This is a genomic window from Heyndrickxia sp. MSNUG, from assembly GCF_049532715.1.
GTDB lineage: Bacteria > Bacillota > Bacilli > Bacillales > Cytobacillaceae > Mesobacillus.
Map to the genome: position 1 here is coordinate 3,921,947 of NZ_CP150978.1, position 16,395 is coordinate 3,938,341.

Sequence of the window (16,395 nt, forward strand, 5' to 3'; positions counted from 1 at the left end):
GTTTCTATACGCCAATGAAAGGAATGAAAGATGAGTTGAGACAGAAAACAGCACTATTTATCGTTATTTTATCATTAACAATATTGCCATTAATCGCTTACTTTAAACCTGAAGAGCCGCCTGCACAAGCATTTGAACCAAGCGGAGAATTGTCGAAAGAAATCACTGAAATTTTAAATGATGAACCATATCTCAAAGGGTCATTAGCAGGAGTAAGTGTACGGTCTGCCGAGGATGGGGAGCTGCTGTATGAACATATCGGATCCACCCGCTTACAGCCAGCCTCTGTATTGAAGCTATTCACCGCTTCCGCCGCGCTCTCTGTTTTAGGAGAGGATTACACCTTTATAACCGAGGTTTTTGCAGATGGGAAAATCAACGGCAAAACTCTTGAAGGAGATCTCTATTTAAAAGGCAAAGGCGATCCGACACTTCTGCCTGATGACTTTAACAAAATCGCTAAAATGATTAAAGAAAAGGGAATCAAAAGAATTGAGGGTGATTTAATTGCCGATGACACCTGGTACGATGATGTTCGTTACTCTACTGATTTAACATGGACCGACGAACATGAATATTACGGATCCCAAATTTCGGCTTTAACCGCTTCACCCAACAATGACTATGATTCAGGCACGGTCATCCTTAATATTCATCCCGGAACCAAGAAAGGCAGCAAAGCAATCATTTTAATTGAGCCGAATACAGATTATGTTCATATCGAAAATCAAACAAAAACAGTGGCTGCAAAAGGGAAATATGATATTGATATCGAGCGGAAACATGGTGAAAATACTATTTTAGTAACTGGTACCATTCCAGCAGATGCGAATAAAAAGAAAGAGTGGGTTGCAGTTTGGGAGCCTTCCATGTATGCGATGGATCTTTTAAAAGGTCCTTTGAAAGTCAAGGAATTAAAGTTATTGGGAAAATAAAATTTGGCCCAGCTAAAGATTCTATGAACAAATTAATTTCACATAATTCCATGCCTCTTTCGGAACTTCTGATTCCTTTCATGAAGCTTAGCAATAACGGTCATGCAGAAGTATTAGTGAAGGAAATGGGCAAATTTGTCCATGATGAGGGCAGCTGGGATAAAGGACTTGAGGTCATGAGTTCTGAATTAGCGGAGATGGGAGTAAATTCTGATCAGCTAGTTTTGAGAGACGGATCAGGACTCTCCCATGCAAACCTGGTACCTGCCAATGAAATCACCTCCCTCCTGTATCAAGTTCAGAAGGAAAAATGGTACAAAACGTTTAAGCATTCCCTGCCAGTAGCCGGTGCTAGCGATAGAATGAAAGGAGGCACCATGCGCAGCAGAATGAATACAGAACCGATGAAGGAGAACGTAATTGCTAAAACCGGATCGTTGATAGGTGTCCATACATTAGCAGGCTATGTAAAAACCAGCAGCGGTAAAACGCTTATTTTCGCCATTTTATTAAACAATCTGCTGGATGATGAAGCTGGAAAGCAAATTGAAGATAGAGTCGTTGAAGTGCTGGCAAGACAGCCTTAAATGATAAAAAAGCTGTACAGATGAGAATCTGTACAGCTTTTTTGGGTCTTTAAATTTTGCATTTATCCTGAATACGTTTAACGATAGGCGCAGGTACGAACGATGATATTCCGGAAATTATTAATATTTTCCGGATTTCAAGTCATTTATTCCGGATAATCTCGTTTAATTCCGGAAAACAACTCATTTATTCCGGAAATTTCAATTTTATTCCGAAATCGTCTTATTTCGCAAAACGATGATTTCCGATTGTCACTGTTACTTCTCTTGAGAATACCCATTTGCTCACTGCAGTTTTAGGATTGAAGAAGAACAAAGATCCTTTTCCATTGCCCTTAAAAGCAAGTGCTTCTTTTACAGCCTTCTTAGAATCAGCATCTGCTGGGGTGTTAATCGCACCATTCTTTACTGGCGTGAATGCATAGTAGCCGTTAGATTTTTGGTAGACTACACTTCTGATAGTATTAGGGAAATCCGGGCTTGCCACTCGATTGAGGACAACTGTCGCTACTGCGACTTTACCAGCGTATGGCTCCCCTTTTGCTTCAGCATGAACAAGACGAGCCAATAAGTCCTGGTCTGCCGCTGATACAGGCGATGCCGGAATTGTCAGCTTCTGGCCAGGATATAATAGATAGCTAGTTGCGTTATTTGCTTTCTTTAGGTTAAGCAAGGGCACTCCATAAGTGCTTGCTATTCCCCAGTATGTATCGCCAGTTTTCACTGTGTGTGTTGCAGCTTCTGCAGCACCGTTCATTGCAAATAAGGATAATGATACCGCTGCTGTCAGCGCTGCCAATCTCTTTTTCATTTTTCTCATTTTCTATTCCTCCCAGTAATGTTGCTTCTCTCTACTAATAAGGCTAGCAGTTGTAATATAGTTATTCATTGTCCAATAAGTGCCAATCAAACTATTACTCTTCTGAACCCCGGTACAGCTTTAATCATCTTAAACCTAGAAAGTTATTCCATCCCCTACCTTTTTCCTCAACTATCCATTCTTAACAATATTCGGTTCAAATTTTACAAAGGTTACAAGTCTGTAACTTTGGATTTTTCAAAATTCTTTTCTAAAATCCGAACATTGTAATACATATATTTAGAGAGGGTTCAACAACTTGTACTAATTCCTATTTTAAAATAATTATAATTTAGTATTGATTTTCAAATGAAAAGTGTTATCATTTAGTTATTCAAAAATACATTATAAAGGCGGGTTGATGATGAGCAATAATCAAAATAAGAAGCTTACAACAAGCTGGGGAGCGCCAGTTGGGGACAACCAGAATTCGATGACAGCGGGATCAAGGGGTCCTACTTTAATTCAGGATGTACACCTTTTAGAAAAATTGGCGCATTTTAATCGGGAACGTGTTCCTGAGCGTGTAGTACACGCAAAAGGCGCTGGAGCTCATGGATATTTTGAAGTGACAAATGACGTATCCGAATTCACAAAGGCTGATTTCCTTTCTGAAGTTGGCAAAAAGACACCTATGTTTATCCGTTTCTCGACAGTTGCCGGTGAACTGGGATCAGCAGATACAGTCCGTGATCCTCGTGGATTTGCCGTGAAGTTTTATACAGAGGAAGGAAACTACGATATCGTTGGAAACAATACACCAGTATTCTTTATCCGTGATGCCATTAAGTTTCCTGATTTCATCCATACTCAAAAAAGAGATCCGCAGACACATCTGAAGAATCCAAATGCGGTTTGGGATTTCTGGTCTCTATCTCCTGAATCACTGCATCAAGTAACAATCCTTATGTCTGACCGGGGCATACCTGCTACATTCCGTCATATGCATGGATTTGGCAGCCATACATTTAAATGGACAAATGCAGAAGGTGACGGTGTCTGGGTGAAGTATCACTTCAAGACTGAGCAGGGCGTCAAGAACCTGTCAGCAGATGTAGCTGCTAAGATTGCCGGTGAAAATCCTGACTATCACACAGAAGATTTATTCAACGCAATTGAGAATGGCGACTTCCCTGCATGGAAGCTGTATGTTCAAATCATGCCTCTAGAGGATGCGAACACATACCGTTTCGATCCATTCGACGTAACAAAGGTATGGTCTCAAAAGGATTATCCATTAATTGAAGTCGGAAGAATGGTCTTGAACCGAAATCCGGAAAACTATTTTGCAGAGGTTGAGCAGGCTACCTTCTCTCCTGGAACACTTGTACCGGGTATTGATGTATCACCTGATAAAATGCTTCAGGGCCGTTTGTTCGCTTATGCTGACGCCCATCGTTACCGTGTAGGTGCTAACCATCAACACCTTCCAATCAACCGGGCAAAATCAGAAGTAAACTCCTACCAGCGTGATGGGCAGATGCGCTTTGACGGCAATGGGGGAAAATCAGTAAACTATGAACCTAATAGTTTTGGAGGACCTACTGAAGTGAATGAGCACAAACAGGCTTCCTTCCCAGTCAGCGGTGTTGCAGAGAATGTCGGCTATGACCATCATGATCACTATACTCAAACTGGTGATCTATACCGCTTGATGAATGAAGAAGAGCGCACTCGCCTTGTTGCCAACATTGTTGCGGCAATGAAGCCAGTTGAACGTGATGATATCAAGCTCCGCCAGATCGGCCATTTCTATAAAGCAGATCCAGAATACGGAACAAGCATCGCTCAAGGATTAGGCTTGCAGGTACCACAGGAAGTTTAATATTTGACAATAAGGGTGTCCTTTTAGGGCACCCTTTTTACTTTTTTTAAAAATTAATGTTGTAGTCCCTCTAGCTTGGCTAAATGATTTTGAGTTGGGGGGTGTCCTAAAATGCATAGTGGAAAATTGAAGAGGCTCTTTTCGATGTTCCAATGAAGCCTATTGGAACATCAGATTCCACTTTTCCCTCTTTTTGATGTTCCAATGAAGCCTATTGGAACATCAGATTCCGCTTTTTCCTCTTTTCGATGTTCCAATGAAGCCTATTGGAACATCAGATTCCGCTTTTTCCTCTTTTCGATGTTCCAATGAAGCCTATTGGAACATCAGATTCCACTTTTTCCTCTTTTCGATGGTCCAATGAAGCCTATTGGAACATCAGATTCCGTTTTTTCCTCTTTTCGATGTTCCAATAAGGACTATTGGAACATTGGATTCCACTTTTTCCTCTTTTCGATGTTCCAATGAAGCCTATTGGAACATCAGATTCCGCTTTTTCCCCTTTTTAATGTTCCAATTGAAACAACACTAGGGCTGGCGGGCAAAGACATCAAGAATTGCGTTCTTTAGTAATGTAAAAAGCAGGCCGCAATTGGCCTGCTTTCGTTTTTTCATTAGAATGTGTGAGCCATGTCCTTCGCACGTGCAATTCCGTTTTCTTTGATTTCCTGAGCTTTTTCAGGATTTGCATTGTGGCCTTCAATGAATACACCTTCAAAGGAAGGAACACCGAAGAAATTCATGATCGTTGCCAAATAGCGATGGCCCATTTCAACTTCAGCAGCTGGTCCTTCTGAATAGTAACCTCCACGTGCCTGAATATGCAAAGCCTTTTTGTCTGTTAACAATCCGACAGGGCCATCTGCAGTATATCTGAATGTCTTGCCTGCAACCGCTACTGAGTCAAGATATGCTTTCATAACAGGCGGGAATGAGAAGTTCCAAAGCGGAGTGACGAATACGAATTTGTCTGCTCCAGTAAACTGCTCAACAAGTTCAGCCAGGCGGCCAACTTTTGCCTGTTCCTCTGAAGAAAGATCTTCAAATGCTGTTCCCTTTTGAAGCTTGCCCCAACCACCTAAAACATTTGCATCAATTTGCGGGATGTTTTCTTTAAACAAATCTAAATGAACGATTTCATCATTAGGATTAACGTCTTTGTAAGTCTCGATGAAAGCTTTTCCTGTTGCCAAACTGACTGATTGATCCTCGTTTAGCGGGTGTGCTGTGATGTATAAAACCTTTGCCATGATGTATCTCACCTTTTCTTTCCTGGTTTATTATAAATATCTCGAGTTGAATATATCTCGAATTAAAAATTATTTATATCGAGATATTAATGTATTTTTACCTGCTGGTCAATAAAAATGCTCAAACAAGTTTGGGCTCTATCAATCTAGGGTAATAGCTTGAGATTATCTCAAAGTTTTCAATGCTCCGCTCCATGCCACTACCTCATCAAGCATTGTGTTAACATTAGCTAAATGCAAGGATTGAGGTTTAAATTGTGTACCATTTTCGAAGTCTGTGAATAGAGATAAAGTTGGATGTGTACGGACATCTGCAATCTTTAATTCACCGCAAATTCCTCGTAAATGTTCAGCTGTACGGGCTCCGCCGGTTGAACCGTAGCTTACGATCCCAGCTGCTTTGTCATTCCATGCCTCACGGGCAAAATCAAGCGCATTTTTCAAAGCTCCTGTGATACTGTGATTGTACTCTTGTACAATGAAAACAAATCCGTCAAGGCTGCCCAGTTTTTCATTCCATGCAGCAATTCCTGGTTCAGTTCCATCAGTTGTACCTAAGAAAGGCAGCTGAAAGTCTGCGATATCGACAATTTCATAATTTGCATCTCCACGTTGATCAGCAATCTCCTTAACCCATTCACCAACCTGTGGACTTACCCTACCCTGGCGTGTGCTTCCTAAAATAATACCAATATTCATTTTTGCTGTTGTCATTGTTTCTTCCTCCCTTGTTTTTCTTCCAAATAATTTATTAAAAAAACTCATTCCTCACACCGCCTATTAAAAATTCCTGCCATTAGTTGATAACATCTTCCCTATTGCTTAACCGCCTGCAAGATAATACGATTTCCAGAAGGATCAGAAGTTACAAAGCTTCCATTTACATCAGTAACAGCGGCTCCGATCTTTTCTAGCTGGGCTACCGTTTCTTTTACAGACTCCTCATTTGACAGCATTAGAGTATAGGATTCGAGTCCAACACTGTTAGCCGGCGGTACTGGAGCGCCAACTCCATTCCAGGTATTCAGTCCAATATGGTGATGATATTTACCAGTCGAAATGAATAACGCCTGCGGTCCGTAGCGGCTTACAACTTCAAATCCTAATCCTTTAGTATAAAACTCTTCTGTTTTTACTAGTTCTGAAACATGCAAATGGATATGCCCCATAACTGTACCTTCAGGAAGTCCATCCCATGATCCTGGCATACCTTCTGCAAGAACACTTTCTGCATCCATCGCTTCAGTTGCCATTACTACAGAGCTATCTTTCCATTCCCACTCCGAAGCTGGACGATCTGTATAAATTTCAATTCCATTTCCGTCTGGATCAGCTAAATACAGAGCCTCACTTACAAGGTGGTCAGATGCTCCCTGCAATGGATAGCCTACTTGAAGCAAGTGCTTTAATACTCTTCCTAAATCTGCGCGTTCAGGCAACAAGAGTGCAAAGTGATACAGGCCAGCTGTCCTTCCCTGCTTCGGAATGACATCTTCTGGCTGTTCAATCGATAATAAAACTGTTTTTCCATCAGCAGTCAGCTTTGCTGATTTTTCCGTTTGTTCATACACCTTAAAGCCTATTACATCTTTGTAAAAAGTTAGAGAACGCTGCAAATCCTGCACTTTAAGGTTTACCTGGCCAACGAATGTGACTGGCGGCTTATGAAAATTCATGTTTATTGCCTCCTTCATTTCTATTATTTGATTGAAAAAGAACATTGTCTAAAGCAAAAAGGGACTTGTTTGTGATAGCAAGATATATGGAAATCATCATTAATGCTAAATCAAGTTCATAACCTGCCATTTGCCCGTTACCGAGAAATCCGCCGGCAACTTTTACTTTGATGATCGCAACCGCCAAAACGATTGCAAATAAAAGTGAAACGATTCTTGTCCCTACTCCCAATATCATTGCTAAACCGCCAACGACTTCAATAAGGGCTACAAGATATGCAGAGAAACCTGGCAAGCCAAGACTTTCAAAGAAACCAACTGTATTCTCAATGCCGCCCTGGAACTTTGCTGCACCGTGAATTAAGAATGTAGCTCCTAAAAAAACTCTTAAGATGGTTGAACCTATTTCATTATTTTTTAACATTATCTTAATCTCCCTTAATTATGATTATTGGATCCAACGAAAATAATAACTTTTGCGCAATTCGTTAGTTAGTTACTTTATGTAAGTAATTATATTTTTATAATTAGATTACGTCAAGTATGTTTTTTATAAAAAGTAATTTATTTTTTGATTTAAGTGTTTATAATATAAGTAAGGAGTGATTTAATTGGATAAATCAATTTGCCCTAGATTTGAAAAAGCTATGAGTATCTTGAGCCAGCGCTGGACGGGAATGATTATTTACCAGCTGCTTTCTGGTCCTCAGCGTTTTTGCAGCATAGAATCTTCCATTGGAATTAGTGGCAGGGTACTTTCTGAGAGGTTAAAGGATTTGGAGAACGAAGGAATTGTAAAACGAGAAGTTTATCCAGAAACTCCAGTTCGCATCGAATATTCACTAACTGATAAAGGTCTGGCCCTTCAGCCTCTTATGAAAGAAATAGAAAAATGGTCACAAAGCTGGCTTGAGGTCTAAATTTTTCACATATCAGCATAAAGTTTATATAGATCGGATCAATTTGTGAAAAAAGCACTCTTCCATCGGAAAGAGTGCTTTTTTCATGGAATATAAGCAAAAAACAATAATCAAGATATGCTCTGTGCTAGTACCTGCGCAAAATCCAACATTCTCCATAAACTATACATAAAATGAGTTAAATTTCTCCAAACTATATGTATAGAACTGGAGGTGAACGGAAATGGGATTATTAAATGCATTGAACCAATGGAGAAATACTAGATATGAAAACCATATTGCCAATATGAAAGATCAGAATAAATGCCCGGACTGCCATGGGAGAGGATATTATCCTTTTTCTGCAAATGAGTTTGTTTATTATGCTGCCCCTTATGAATGCCCTGGCTGCAACGGGAGCGGGCTGTATACAGACTGGAATGCAAGTGCGAATTGATTTGCCAAAATAAAAATGGCCGCTGTTATCATTCATACAGCGGCCATTTTTTATTGAACTTAGTAGATGAGATATTCTTCCCTAACCTGCTTGAATTGATTTAATTCATCTTCCCATTGTGCTTTCATTTCATCAACGGATTGTCCATTTTCAATTGCCTCCCTGATCCACCCATTACCAGATAGAAGATCAAAGAAGGAGATTCCCTTGCTGTCTTCTGCACGGAACTGGAAGTCTTCAGGATACATGTCATGGATTGTTTTTACAATGTGAAGACCTGTTTCAACTGGCTTGTAAGAATTCTTGTCCGTGATATGAATCTGAATTCCATGAGAAAGGACACCAGAGTGTTTTGAAAAAGTAGGAATGAACGATGCTGCACGGAACTTCACTCCTGGTAGATTAAGAGAGTTCAATTCAGCAGCAAGGTCATCCGAATTGATAAAAGGCGCACCGATTAATTCGAAAGGCTTGGTCGTGCCTCTTCCTTCAGAAACATTTGTTCCTTCGATCAATGCTGCTCCTGGATACACTAAAGCTGTGTCCAAAGTTGGCATATTTGGAGATGGCGGAACGAATTCAAGCGGTGTTTCATCATAAAACATTGTGCGTTTCCAGCCCTTCATTTCCACTACAGTTAAATCTGCACCAATATTAAACTCTTTGTTAAAAAGCTTTGCCAGTTCCCCAACTGTCATTCCGTGGCGAAGCGGGATTTCATAGTTGCCTACGAACGACTTGTATTCAGGTTTCAGAACAGGTCCCTCCACTTTATGACCACCAAGAGGATTTGGACGGTCAAGAACGATGAATGGAATATTGTTTTCTTTTGCAGCTTCCATTGCATAAGCCATTGTATAGATGTACGTATAGAATCGTGTCCCTACATCCTGGATATCAAAAAGAAGGACATCTACGTTTTCAAGCATTTCAGGTGTAGGCTTTTTTGTCTTTCCATAAAGGCTGTAAACCGGTAGATTCGTTTTTTCGTCAATATAATACTCAACGTACGCTCCAGCCTGCGCGCTTCCCCTTACACCGTGTTCTGGGCCATATAATGCCGTCAATTCCACATCCGGATCGTTGAAAAGCAAGTCGACAACACTTGTCATGTTCTTGTCAACACCAGTCGGATTCGTAATTAGACCTACACGCTTGCCTTTAATTAAATCCTTGTGATCGCTTAAAAGTGCCTCTGCACCAACCTGAAACTTTTTATGATCCTGGCTTTTTCCCTGGCCGTTGTCATGGTCGGCCATTGCCGCGGTCAATGAAGATAGGATCAGGACAGTTGTAAGGACTGTGACTAGCCATTTTTTCATCAATCTCACTCCTGTTTCCAGTTATTTTTTATTTCAGTATAAAAACTGCCTTTTTTTAATGAGAAAGCAATGTGTTTTAAAAAGGGATGATCGAGATATTCCGAAATTTTTCATTTTATTCCGAAATCCATCCCTCTTATTCCGAATTTTTCTCTTTTATTCCGAAATCAGCACCGTTTATTCCGAAAAATCACCTTATATTCCGAAAAGGATTATCCCAACTGGAATGCCAATAAATAGCAAGGTGATATAATTAATAACCTAACCCATGTCCAAATCCATAAAGCACGCCGCCATCCAGTCCAGGAATCGTGATTGGCAGCTTACCTGTTGGTGAAAATTCTCCGAAGATTGCTCCTGCTGAGGCATCAAAACTAGCAGGCCTAAAACCATACTGAGTCAGATATGCGTCAATTTGCGGAAACGCCATGATGTCATATGGGTTCCTAATGCCGACTCCAATTACAGGTGCATCTGCATGCTCAATAATCTGGTTGATCATCACCATTTGCGCATTTGATGGTGAGCGGCCCGAAACACTGAATGTATAGGAACCAACAACAACTGCGCTGGCATTTTTTATTTGTTCAAGCTGAGCTCCTGTCAATTTGTATGAAGTGGATGCAATGACTGTTGTGTTTGGATGGCGCTTCTTAATTGCAGCTGCCAAATCCCCAATATAGGTATTGCCAACTACAACGACATGATCATCGCTATTTACCTTCAAAGGCAGCGCAGATTCGTTTTTAACTAATGTGATTGACTTTTCTGCTGCTTCTTTTTCGATTTGCTTATGTTCCGGAGAACCTACCACCTCAAGAGCATTTGCAATTTTGTCTTCTACTGAAACCGGATTTTCTTCCTTGATGACTCCTCTTTTAACCTTTAAAGTTAAAATCCTCTTTACTGAAGCTTCAAGCCGGTCTTCAGAGATTTCTCCGCTTTTAACAGCATTCAATAAACCATTTGCAACCTCTTCCAGCCCAACAGGCATCAAGACGATATCTGTCCCTGCCTTGACTGCGCGGATTGCTGCATCTACCGCACCGAAATGGTCAGCGATTGCTTTCATATTCATCGCATCTGTGGTGATTACACCTTCATAGCCCATTTCTTCACGCATCAATTCTGTCAGCACCTTATAAGAAAGGGTAGCTGGAATAGCGATTTCTTCACCAGTTTTTTGGGAGATCGCCTTTGTCCCATCAATTTTCGGGAAAGTGACATGAGCCGTCATGATTGCATCAATGCCAGCTTCCATCGCTTTTTGGAATGGATAAAGCTCCACTTGCTTCAGGCGCTCTTTATCATGCGGAACCTCTGGCAGACCAAGATGGGAATCGACTGCAGTGTCCCCATGACCCGGGAAGTGTTTGGCTGTTGCCGCGACACCAGCTTCTTGAAGACCTTTTGTGTAAGCAACTCCTAAATCTGCTACAAGCTGAGGGTCCTCACCGAATGAACGAACACCAATTACCGGATTGTCTGGATTATTATTAACATCCATTACCGGCGCAAAGTTCATATTGATGCCGAGTGAAGCAAGCTCTTCGCCAATTGCGTTACCTACGTTATGGGCGATTTCAGGTGAACGAGCTGCTCCTAAAGCCATGTTCCCTGGCATATCTGTTCCAGATTGAAGCCTTGTGACAATACCGCCTTCCTGATCGATCGTCATCAACAGGCCATATTTTTCGGCTGCCTCCTGGTATTGTGAAACGAGGGTGGCAGTTTGTTCAGTTGTCACCACATTTTCGCGGAAAAGGATGACACCGCCTAAATGATATTTCTTAACAAGCTGCTCAATTTCCGGAAGCATTTCGGTTACGTTACTGCCTTTCCATGTTCTGAAATCCGGCATCAGCATCTGGCCAGCTTTTTCTTCCAATGTCATCTTGCTGATGGCATTGCCAATTACGTCATATCTCTTGCCTTCCTCCTTGGTTACAACAGCTTCAGATTCAGGCTTTCCTTTTTGTCCTTTTTCCTTGGAAGATGGAGTCGCTTTATAATCAAGTGCAATACGGTCCTTATAGACACCATCTGTTACGGTGATGAACGTTCTTCCATTTTGCCCAGTGAACTTTACCTTTCCATCCTGGTCTACAACCGCTACGTTTTTGTTAGCGGATTCCCAGATCAGGTTTTTGGAAGCGATCATAAAGTGTCCTTCACGATAAACATGAAGAGCCTTCAATTGCAGGGTTCCATCCTTGACTTCATACTCTGCTTCAGGCACGTTCTGATAAATCAAAAGGTCTTCCACTTTATTGGTTTCCTCCGCATTTGCCTTTTTCACCGAACTGCCAATCAGCATTTGTGAAAAAGCAAGAAGCAAAACCAAAGAGTAAACCAATAATTTACTCAGTTTTTTCATGTACATCTCCTCCATTTTTCATATTTTATCCAAATCATAGAAAATTAACGGGTCAATAATCTCGCTGACTCCATCCTTCTCCTGAAAACTCGGCAGGTACTTGTTCACCATTAGAATTTACTAGTTTAATATTGTCGAGATACCATCCACGGCCATTCGTGTAACTGTCCGTCTTATAACGGAATCTGATGAATTTTGCTGTTTCAGGAATATCCGCTTCAAACTGATCCCAGTCAACACTGCTGCCGGTAAAGACAGCTGCCTCTTTCCAGTTCACTCCGTCATCGGATATTTCAAGGTAGCCATAATCAGCTTGTGCTTCAATTCGGTGCCATGTTTGGAATGATAGTTTAGCAGGGCTGTCCAAGTTCACTTCTGCTGTTAAAGAGCGCTGTATCTTATCTCCGTAGCCAGAGAACCATGCAGATCCATCAGGAATATCAACAGGAATCGCATCTGCAACCTGTCTTGCCAGCTGTCTTCTGGCTACATTCGTTGAAACGGTGTTTCTGCTTGGGTGAACACGGTTCGTAAGCAGAATCGCAATCGTTCCATTGTTCTTATTCGCTACAATCGATGTACCCGTATAGCCAGTGTGACCCATCGTAGATCCCTCTGATAATGCGTCCATGAACCAGCCCTGTGCGAGTTCCCAGCCTAATCCATGGTCATCGCCCGGGAATTGTGGAATCTGGTTTTCAAGAATTTTATTAACGGTTTCCGGCTTGAGGATTTGGACACTTCCATAGCGGCCGTCATTCAAATACATATGGGCAAGCTTGGCAAGGTCTGCAGCTGTCGAGAACACTCCAGCATGGCCGGCAACTCCATCCAGTGACCATGCGTTTTCGTCATGTACTTCTCCCCAGACGATCCCTCTGTTTGTCCATGGCTGATATTCAGTGGCTGCGATGCGGGTTTTCAAGGAAGCAGGAGGATTATACATTGTATCTTTCATGTTGAGCGGCCCAGTGATATGTTCCTTAACAAACTCATCCTGCCGCTGGCCTGAAAGGCGTTCGATCAAGACACCGAGCGTGATCATGTTGAGATCGCTGTATGTATATGTGCTGCCCGGCTCATTGCTTAAAGGTTGCTTTAAAACGAGGTTAATTCTGTCTTCACGACTCTTTCCTTTTGTATATAGAGGTACCCATGCAGTAAAACCGGAAGTATGAGTAAGCAGCTGCCTGATTGTCACATTTTCCTTGCCGTTTTCAGCGAATTCAGGAATATGCTTCGCAACCTTGTCATCCAATTCAAAACGGCCTTGATCATAAAGGATCATTGCTGCAGTGGTTGTGAAAATTTTACTGATAGAAGCAAGGTCGAAAATTGTATCTTCCTGCATCTTAATAGGATTACTCGATTCGGTTAATTGATCATCTTCATATTTGTACGCATATCCATAAGCTTCTTGTTTGACGATATGTCCTCTGCGGGCAACAAACGCTACAGCGCCAGGCATAACCCCATCAGCAATCATCTTTTCCATTTGTCCATCGATTTCATCAAGCGGTCCCTGAACCATTCCTGCTCCGCGGACTGAGCCTTTGTGGAGCACCGGTGATAATGGACCAGGCCTGTCCCATGAAAAGACAGGATGAGCTTTTTCAGTCGCGGTTTTCCCCTCCCTTTGTTCAATTGTTGAACCAGGTCCTGGATAGCCTTCTGCAAATGATACCGGAATCATCACTCCAGTACCTAGTACAGCAGCTAACGCAATTGTGAGTGGTTTTTTCTTCATGTTTCCTCCTTTTCTGAGCAATTGCTCTCTTAGTAAAGTTGAAATCTATGAAAGGGCTTTCATAGTGTACCTTTAGACTATCTAAGTAACAGTATAGATGTCTATACCACCATAGGCCCAAGAAGCATTTAAAAATCAAAAACCCGGGACATCCGGCCCGGGATTTTAGATTCAAATTAATTGGGAAAATTCTGATTACATGAGGGATCAATAGCTTAAAAGATTACTATACTAGTTTTCTTTTTAACTCCGCATATTCTCCTTCTGTTTGATCCAATACCTGATTCCTCTGCCTGCATATGGCTCATCCTTAAACCTTGGAATGACATGAAGATGTGCATGGAAAATGGACTGTCCCCCTGCCTCGCCTGTGTTCCATCCGACACTGTAGCCATCAGGCGAGTATTGTTGATCCAGCATTTCTTTGGCACGCTGCAGAAGTTCCTGTGTATCTGTCCACTCCTGGGCTGATAGCTGAAACACATCAGATTTATGGCGTTTTGGAATGATCAAGCCGCTGCCAATCAGGACTTGCTGCTCTGATTCCTTTTGGATGAAATAGCATGTCTCATTCTCAAAGACGATTTCCTGTTCTTCATCGGCAAATAAATGACAATATGGACATCCTTCATGGGACATGATGTTGAACCTCCAGTTTTAAAAGTAGACTGATTTAGCATCGGTTGACCGATAAAAATAAAGCAGCGTCTATTATAAGCGCTGCTTATCTAAAACTATTCCTTTATTAATCTTTTCATCGCATGGATCTGTCCAAGATGGTAGGATTCATGGAACAACGCCATATTTGCAAGTTCCCCAAAAGTTTCAAGGCCGAGAAATGGCTTTTTAAGCTGCTGATCCAGCAGCGCTGCCGGGATTTCCTTTATTCTTCCTAATTGCTCCTTTAATTGCCCAGTTAACACCTCGACAGAAGGAATATCTCCACTCCAATCTGCCGGACGAGTTCCATTGCCGAACAGCTCTATGTAATGTGCCGGAAGATGAGTTGATTTTTGAGGAAACCCCATCAGAAATTGCTCAGTCACTGTTAATACGTGACCAATATGCCAATGGATGGTATTGTTAAAGTCCTCTGGCTGGACACTTGCCTGCTCGGCAGAAATCGCTGCAACCTCTTTTAGGAAAAATCCTCTCGTCATTTCAAATTGCTTAAATAATAATTCACTCACATTCATTCTCCTTCCCAGCTTATATTACGTACTATACTTATTCTAATTTCTGGGATTATATGCTGCAAGGAATTCGGATTGGCTCTACTGCATACCCTGTTAGGTATATAATGGTAAATAAGGAAAACGACTGACAAAATTTGTTCAAAACATTATGGCTGATCTGTGTCTTCACACTTTATTCACAGATTTATACAAATTCATTTGCTATTTTATAAGTGTAATCATTCATTACTTATTTTTGAAGGGAAGCGATTTAGATGTTCGCGAAATGGTTAAGAGAAAACAATGTTGCTGCTGGCCTTTTGACTGTCCTGCGTGTCTGGCTCGGATATAACTGGATGCACGCTGGTTGGGGAAAATTAACTGGTGAAGGTTTCGATGCTACTGGATTTTTGAAAAATGCTGTTGCCAATCCGGTTAAAGGCCCGGATGGAAACATGGTTTACAGCTGGTATGTATCTTTCCTTGATAACTTCGCTATTCCAAATGTCGACCTTTTCAACTTCATTGTTCCGCTTGGTGAATTCCTGATTGGACTTGGACTTATTCTTGGATGCTTAACAACTGCGGCAATGTTCTTCGGCATTGTGATGAACTTCTCTTTCTTCCTTGCTGGAACAGTATCTCACAATCCAACTGACATCTTCTTCGGATTCATCATCCTATTTGCTGGATTCAACGCTGGCAAGTATGGTTTAGACCGCTGGGTTGTTCCGTTCATTCGCAAAACTGTCTTTAAACAAACACCTGAGCAGGCACATAAAGCCGTTTAATGAAAAGAAGATCCCCTCCGAGGAATAAATCGGAGGGGATCTTTATATTCCGGTTTTAATCTGATAGTGTTTTTAACAGGATTTTTTTCTAAAACCGCCACTGCGGTTCTTTTTAAGCTGGCGCATGAACTCGACTTCGGACTCCGTTATGCCTCTGTGCTCTGCAATGGCATAAATTACTTCCAAAAGATCTACCGTTTCACTCAGCAGCCTGTCTGTGCCAGCATGTCGAAATTTTTCAACTTCATCATTGAATTTCTCCATTAATTTCTCACTAAATTGCTTGCTGTCTAAAACTTCAAATTCGATTTCCCTTCCCTTTTCTTTCATTAATTCGGGAAAATAATCTCTTACAAGCTTGTTGTGTACTTTTTTCTCCATGTCATTTCTCCTTTTGAGGTCCTCTAGATAAACATATCCTTTATCTTATAGGTTCAAACTCATTTTATCTCAGGAGCTGAATTGGGAATTGCAGGATTGTGGTACAATATTAAC

15 protein-coding genes and 1 pseudogene are annotated in these 16,395 nt (G+C 41.4%); 5 read left to right on the forward strand and 11 right to left on the reverse strand.

What is annotated here, in order from left to right; all coding sequences use genetic code 11:
• The first annotated feature begins 35 nt into the window (after window positions 1-35).
• Window positions 36-1,522: pseudogene (gene dacB, locus AABM38_RS19705) on the forward strand (D-alanyl-D-alanine carboxypeptidase/D-alanyl-D-alanine endopeptidase).
• Between the two features lie 223 nt (window positions 1,523-1,745).
• Here dacB and AABM38_RS19710 read toward each other — a convergent pair.
• Window positions 1,746-2,333 carry a cell wall hydrolase gene (locus AABM38_RS19710; protein WP_423410803.1) on the reverse strand — a complete coding sequence of 196 codons (588 nt, stop codon included), beginning with the start codon at window positions 2,331-2,333 and terminating at the stop codon, window positions 1,746-1,748.
• Window positions 2,334-2,745: 412 nt separating this feature from the next.
• Between AABM38_RS19710 and katA the strand changes: the two genes are divergently transcribed.
• The gene (gene katA / locus AABM38_RS19715; protein ID WP_423410804.1) at window positions 2,746-4,206 is read left to right on the forward strand and encodes a catalase KatA; all 1,461 of its coding nucleotides are present in this window, start codon (window positions 2,746-2,748) and stop codon (window positions 4,204-4,206) included.
• A gap of 614 nt (window positions 4,207-4,820) precedes the next feature.
• On the opposite strand, the gene AABM38_RS19720 is transcribed toward katA, so the two are convergent.
• The 4 genes from AABM38_RS19720 to AABM38_RS19735 form a co-directional block, all read right to left on the reverse strand.
• Window positions 4,821-5,456, reverse strand: a complete 636-nt coding sequence (locus AABM38_RS19720; protein WP_423407891.1) for an FMN-dependent NADH-azoreductase — start codon at window positions 5,454-5,456, stop codon at window positions 4,821-4,823.
• Between the two features lie 165 nt (window positions 5,457-5,621).
• Complete coding sequence (locus AABM38_RS19725) at window positions 5,622-6,221, reverse strand: NADPH-dependent FMN reductase (RefSeq protein ID WP_423407892.1); 600 nt, start codon at window positions 6,219-6,221, stop codon at window positions 5,622-5,624.
• 50 nt (window positions 6,222-6,271) lie between these two features.
• Entirely contained in the window at window positions 6,272-7,132 is an 861-nt protein-coding gene (locus AABM38_RS19730) for a VOC family protein (RefSeq protein WP_423407893.1), read from the reverse strand.
• Window positions 7,119-7,556, reverse strand: a complete 438-nt coding sequence (locus tag AABM38_RS19735; RefSeq protein WP_423407894.1) for a DoxX family protein — start codon at window positions 7,554-7,556, stop codon at window positions 7,119-7,121. Before AABM38_RS19735 ends, AABM38_RS19730 begins: the two co-directional genes overlap by 14 nt.
• A gap of 187 nt (window positions 7,557-7,743) precedes the next feature.
• On the opposite strand from AABM38_RS19735, the gene AABM38_RS19740 reads away from it, so the two are divergent.
• Both AABM38_RS19740 and AABM38_RS19745 read left to right on the forward strand, forming a co-directional pair.
• Entirely contained in the window at window positions 7,744-8,052 is a 309-nt protein-coding gene (locus tag AABM38_RS19740) for a winged helix-turn-helix transcriptional regulator (protein WP_423407895.1), read from the forward strand.
• A 223-nt stretch (window positions 8,053-8,275) separates the two neighbouring features.
• Entirely contained in the window at window positions 8,276-8,488 is a 213-nt protein-coding gene (locus AABM38_RS19745) for a methionine aminopeptidase (protein WP_335376041.1), read from the forward strand.
• A 59-nt stretch (window positions 8,489-8,547) separates the two neighbouring features.
• On the opposite strand, the gene AABM38_RS19750 is transcribed toward AABM38_RS19745, so the two are convergent.
• The 5 genes from AABM38_RS19750 to AABM38_RS19770 form a co-directional block, all read right to left on the reverse strand.
• Entirely contained in the window at window positions 8,548-9,810 is a 1,263-nt protein-coding gene (locus AABM38_RS19750) for an exo-beta-N-acetylmuramidase NamZ family protein (RefSeq protein ID WP_423407896.1), read from the reverse strand.
• A gap of 253 nt (window positions 9,811-10,063) precedes the next feature.
• Window positions 10,064-12,187: a glycoside hydrolase family 3 N-terminal domain-containing protein gene (locus tag AABM38_RS19755; RefSeq protein ID WP_423407897.1), complete on the reverse strand. Its 2,124-nt coding sequence runs from the start codon at window positions 12,185-12,187 to the stop codon at window positions 10,064-10,066.
• A gap of 52 nt (window positions 12,188-12,239) precedes the next feature.
• Window positions 12,240-13,934, reverse strand: a complete 1,695-nt coding sequence (locus tag AABM38_RS19760; RefSeq protein ID WP_423407898.1) for a serine hydrolase — start codon at window positions 13,932-13,934, stop codon at window positions 12,240-12,242.
• A 243-nt stretch (window positions 13,935-14,177) separates the two neighbouring features.
• Window positions 14,178-14,573: an HIT family protein gene (locus AABM38_RS19765; protein WP_423407899.1), complete on the reverse strand. Its 396-nt coding sequence runs from the start codon at window positions 14,571-14,573 to the stop codon at window positions 14,178-14,180.
• 95 nt (window positions 14,574-14,668) lie between these two features.
• On the reverse strand, window positions 14,669-15,124 hold the full coding sequence (locus AABM38_RS19770) for a DinB family protein (protein WP_423407900.1): 456 nt from the start codon (window positions 15,122-15,124) through the stop codon (window positions 14,669-14,671).
• Window positions 15,125-15,384: 260 nt separating this feature from the next.
• Here AABM38_RS19770 and AABM38_RS19775 point away from each other — a divergent pair, with 260 nt between their 5' ends.
• The gene (locus AABM38_RS19775; RefSeq protein ID WP_423407901.1) at window positions 15,385-15,900 is read left to right on the forward strand and encodes a DoxX family protein; all 516 of its coding nucleotides are present in this window, start codon (window positions 15,385-15,387) and stop codon (window positions 15,898-15,900) included.
• A 72-nt stretch (window positions 15,901-15,972) separates the two neighbouring features.
• Here the strand turns inward: AABM38_RS19775 and AABM38_RS19780 are convergent, their stop codons facing one another.
• Window positions 15,973-16,281, reverse strand: a complete 309-nt coding sequence (locus tag AABM38_RS19780; protein ID WP_423407902.1) for a phosphoribosyl-ATP pyrophosphohydrolase — start codon at window positions 16,279-16,281, stop codon at window positions 15,973-15,975.
• Between the last annotated feature and the right edge of the window lie 114 nt (window positions 16,282-16,395).

Coding starts and splice junctions, on each gene's coding strand:
- AABM38_RS19725 (WP_423407892.1), bottom strand. CDS start 6,221: ATGAGTTTTTTTAATAAATTATTTGGAAGAAAAACAAGGGAGGAAGAA.
- AABM38_RS19730 (WP_423407893.1), bottom strand. CDS start 7,132: ATGAATTTTCATAAGCCGCCAGTCACATTCGTTGGCCAGGTAAACCTT.
- AABM38_RS19720 (WP_423407891.1), bottom strand. CDS start 5,456: ATGGCAAAGGTTTTATACATCACAGCACACCCGCTAAACGAGGATCAA.
- AABM38_RS19780 (WP_423407902.1), bottom strand. CDS start 16,281: ATGGAGAAAAAAGTACACAACAAGCTTGTAAGAGATTATTTTCCCGAA.
- AABM38_RS19750 (WP_423407896.1), bottom strand. CDS start 9,810: ATGAAAAAATGGCTAGTCACAGTCCTTACAACTGTCCTGATCCTATCT.
- AABM38_RS19745 (WP_335376041.1), top strand. CDS start 8,276: ATGGGATTATTAAATGCATTGAACCAATGGAGAAATACTAGATATGAA.
- AABM38_RS19755 (WP_423407897.1), bottom strand. CDS start 12,187: ATGAAAAAACTGAGTAAATTATTGGTTTACTCTTTGGTTTTGCTTCTT.
- AABM38_RS19775 (WP_423407901.1), top strand. CDS start 15,385: ATGTTCGCGAAATGGTTAAGAGAAAACAATGTTGCTGCTGGCCTTTTG.
- katA (WP_423410804.1), top strand. CDS start 2,746: ATGAGCAATAATCAAAATAAGAAGCTTACAACAAGCTGGGGAGCGCCA.
- AABM38_RS19765 (WP_423407899.1), bottom strand. CDS start 14,573: ATGTCCCATGAAGGATGTCCATATTGTCATTTATTTGCCGATGAAGAA.
- AABM38_RS19735 (WP_423407894.1), bottom strand. CDS start 7,556: ATGTTAAAAAATAATGAAATAGGTTCAACCATCTTAAGAGTTTTTTTA.
- AABM38_RS19760 (WP_423407898.1), bottom strand. CDS start 13,934: ATGAAGAAAAAACCACTCACAATTGCGTTAGCTGCTGTACTAGGTACT.
- AABM38_RS19710 (WP_423410803.1), bottom strand. CDS start 2,333: ATGAAAAAGAGATTGGCAGCGCTGACAGCAGCGGTATCATTATCCTTA.